The organism is Spirillospora sp. NPDC049652, from assembly GCF_040675125.1.
Taxonomy (GTDB): domain Bacteria; phylum Actinomycetota; class Actinomycetes; order Streptosporangiales; family Streptosporangiaceae; genus Spirillospora.
The window spans coordinates 1-3,435 of sequence record NZ_JBFAOF010000795.1; the positions used below are offsets into that span (position 1 = coordinate 1).

General features: G+C 74.3%; 3 protein-coding genes and 1 pseudogene. 3 read left to right on the forward strand and 1 reads right to left on the reverse strand.

Translation table 11 applies throughout. From position 1 onward, the window contains the following. The 3 genes from AB0J52_RS32750 to AB0J52_RS32760 all read left to right on the forward strand — a co-directional run. Positions 1–1,092, forward strand: a 1,092-nt coding sequence (locus AB0J52_RS32750; RefSeq protein ID WP_500186715.1) for an amidohydrolase family protein, incomplete at its 5' end; no start/stop codon positions are given. A 43-nt stretch (positions 1,093–1,135) separates the two neighbouring features. Further along, on the forward strand, positions 1,136–2,179 hold the full coding sequence (locus AB0J52_RS32755) for a dipeptidase (protein WP_500186716.1): 1,044 nt from the start codon (positions 1,136–1,138) through the stop codon (positions 2,177–2,179). A gap of 251 nt (positions 2,180–2,430) precedes the next feature. Beyond that, entirely contained in the window at positions 2,431–3,183 is a 753-nt protein-coding gene (locus AB0J52_RS32760) for a hypothetical protein (protein WP_500186717.1), read from the forward strand. Positions 3,184–3,228: 45 nt separating this feature from the next. Here AB0J52_RS32760 and AB0J52_RS32765 read toward each other — a convergent pair. Next, positions 3,229–3,435 (reverse strand): annotated as a pseudogene (locus AB0J52_RS32765) (hypothetical protein); the annotation flags it as partial.

Consider the following 3,435-nt stretch of genomic DNA (forward strand, 5'->3'; position numbering starts at 1 on the left):
GCGCCGGACGCCTCGGCCACCGCGACGGGCGCGCGTGTCGTGGACCTCGCCGGACGGTTCGTCCTGCCCGGCCTGATCGACACGCACCAGCATCTCGCCACCCCGCCGGACCGGCCGCTCGCCGAGGCGACCCTGCGCCGGGACCTGCGCGGCGGGGTCACCGCGGTCCGGATCATGGCCGACGACCTGCGGCAGATCGCCGACCTCGCGCGCGCCGCCCGGGTCGGCGAGATCGCCGCGCCGGACCTGCGGTACGCGGCGCTCACGGCCGGCCCGTCCTTCTTCGACGACCCGCGGACGGTGCAGGTCAGCCAGGGCGAGACCCCCGGCGCGGTGCCCTGGATGCAGGCGATCGGCCCGGACACCGATCTGCGGCTCGCGGTCGCGCTGGCGCGCGGCACGCACGCGTCCGCGATCAAGATCTACGCGGACCTGCCCGGCGGGACCGTCGCGGCGCTGACCGCCGAGGCGCACCGGCAGGGCATGCGGGTGTGGGCGCACGCGGCCGTCTTCCCGGCGACGCCCGCCGAGGTCGTCCGCGCGGGCGTGGACTCGGTCTCGCACGTGACGATGCTGGCCTTCCAGGACCCGACCCGTCCGCTCACGTCCTACGCGGACAAACCCGCGATCGACCACGCGCGCTTCATGGACGGCTCGCATCCGGCCATCGCGGCGCTGTTCGCTGACATGCGCGCACGAGGAACCATCCTGGACGCCACCGGCAGCATGTGGGATCCGGCGTCTTCCTCGGGCGAACTGGCCGCCGCCCTAACGGCCCAGGCCCATCGCGCGGGCGTGGAGGTGTCGACGGGCACGGACTCCGATCCCGACCCCGAGCTTCCCAAGTGCCCGCCCGTGCTGGACGAGATCGTCTTCCTTGCCGAACGCTGCGGTTTCACGCCTGCGGAGGCGATCCGGTCGGCCACCCTCGTGGGCGCGCGCGCATTGGGGGCCGAGAACGAGATGGGCACGGTCGAGCCCGGCAAGCTCGCCAACCTGCTCGTCGTCGCGGACGACCCGCTCCGCGACGTCCGCAACCTGCGCACAGCCGAACTGGTCGTCAAGCGCGGCCACGCCCACGCCGTCGCATGACCCCCGGCGCCCTCGGCGCGACCGACCGGAAGGACCCCTCCCGATGATCATCAATGCCCTCGGCGGACTGGACGACCCGAACGCCGGATCCGCGGACGGGCCGTCCGCGACAAGCCGCGACCTGGTGCTGAACGAGCGCGCGCTCGCCGACGCCCGCGCGTCCGGGCTGACCGCCGTGAACGTCACGCTCGGATACGTCATGGGCGACTTCCCGCCCTTCGAGCACACCCTCGACGAGATCGCCGTCTGGGACGGGCACCTCGCCGCGCACCACGGCAGCCTGCTGAAGGTTCTGACCGCGGACGACATCCGGCGGGCCGAGCGCGAGGGGCGCGTCGGCGTGATCTACGGCCTGCAGAACGCGGTGCAGACCGGCGACGACCCCGGCCGCGTCGCCAAGCTCGCCGACCTGGGCGTCCGCGTCGTCCAGCTCACCTACAACCCGGCCAACCAGCTCGGTTCGGGCTGCATGGATCCGTCCGACGGCGGACTCACCTCATTCGGGCGCGACATCGTGGACGCCCTCGAAGAGCAGCGCCTCATGGTGGACCTCTCGCACAGCGGCGAACGCACCTGCCTGGACGCGATCGCGCACTCCACCCGGCCGCTCTCGGTCAACCACACCGGCTGCCGCGCCCTCACCGACCTGCCGCGCAACAAGACCGACGCCGAACTCCGCCAGGTCGCCGAGCGCGGCGGATTCGTCGGGATCTACTTCATGCCGTTCCTCTCCCCGTCCGGCCACGCCACCGCCGAGGACGTCGTCGCGCACCTCGCGCACGCGGTGGACGTCTGCGGCGAGGACGCCGTCGGCATCGGTACCGACGGCGCGGTCACCGCGATCGACGACCTGGACGCGTACCGGGTCCGGCTCGCCGAGGAGGTCGCCGAACGCGCCCGCACCGGCTCCGGCGCGACCGGCGAGGCGGCCGACACCCTCCCGTTCGTCCCGGAGCTGACCGGCCCCGACCAGTTCCGCCGCCTCGCCCGGCTGCTCGAACGCGAGGGCTGGTCGGAGGAGCGCGTCGCGAAGATCCTGGGTGGGAACTTCCTCGCCTTCGCCGACCGGGTGTGGAGCGCCGGCTGATCCGTCATGGGCCCGCGGGGATCCGCCAGGTGCTCGCAGGGGATTCGTCAGGTGCTCGCAGGGGATTCGCCAGGTGCTCGCGGGGGATCCGCCGGGTACCGCCGTTGCGCACGGACTTCGGACGGTCCGGGCGTGTACGGTGGGCAACCGGCGGCCGCCGCGCCGGGCCCACCGCGCCCGCCGCGACCACGGATGTGCACGGACGCGGCCGACCGTGTTCACGGCCCACACGGAGTCAGGATGACGCAGACGTGACGCCCGGAACCCTCGTCCTGCTGCACACGCCGCACGCGAGCGCCGACGCCTGGGGCGACCTGCCGGAGATGCTGCGCTCGTACGGCCTCGACGTCGTCACTCCCGACGTCCCGGACCTGGACGGCGTGGGCTACGTCGCCCGCACGTCCCTGATCATCGCCGCGACCGCGCCGGACGTGCCGCTCGTCCTCGTCGGCCACGGCGCGGCGGGCCCGCTCCTTCCGGCGATCGCGGCCGCGCAGCGGGCTGCGCACCGTCCGGTGGGCGCCTACGTGTTCGTGGACGCCTCGCTTCCGCGTACGGCCCGCGCCACTCAGAACCATGGTCACGACCACCCCTCCGCCCCGGAAGGCGACCAGCCGCCGTCACAGGCCCACGCGCACGGCACCGCGCCCGGCGCGCACCACCCGGAACACCCCGGCGCGGCGCACGCCCACGCCAACGGCCACGCGGCCCTGCAGAACGGCGCGGCCCGGAACGGCGTCATGCAGGCCGACGCCGTGCGGAACACCAAGCCGTTCGAGCAGGTGAAGGCCGGGCCGCCGGCGCCGGTGCCCGCCGACTGGCCCGACGCGCCGTGCGGCTACCTGCGCACCCACGCCGACCGCACCGCCGCACCGGCGGGAGGCGACGCGGAATCGCACGACCACGCCGTCCGCGAGGCGTCGCTGCGTGGCTGGACAGTCGTCCAGCACGAGCCGCCCGCCGCCGTCGCCCAGGCCCTGAGCGAACTCATCGCCACCCTCTGACCGGAGCGCCGTTCCCGTCGCCGGAGCGCCGTTCCTGCCGGAGGGTCAGGAGTCGGCGTTCTTGAGCAGGTCGTCGAGCATCGCGTCGTAGTCGTCCTCGGGACGCCCGAGGTCCATGCGCGCTCGGTAGCGGAGCCGGAGCAGCGCCTCCAGGCTGTCCTCGGCGATGGCCGCGTCGTCCGGGTCGATCAACTCGCCGCCGGGGCCCGCCGGGACCCTCCGCGCGGCGCGGTCGCGCAGCGCCAGGACGAC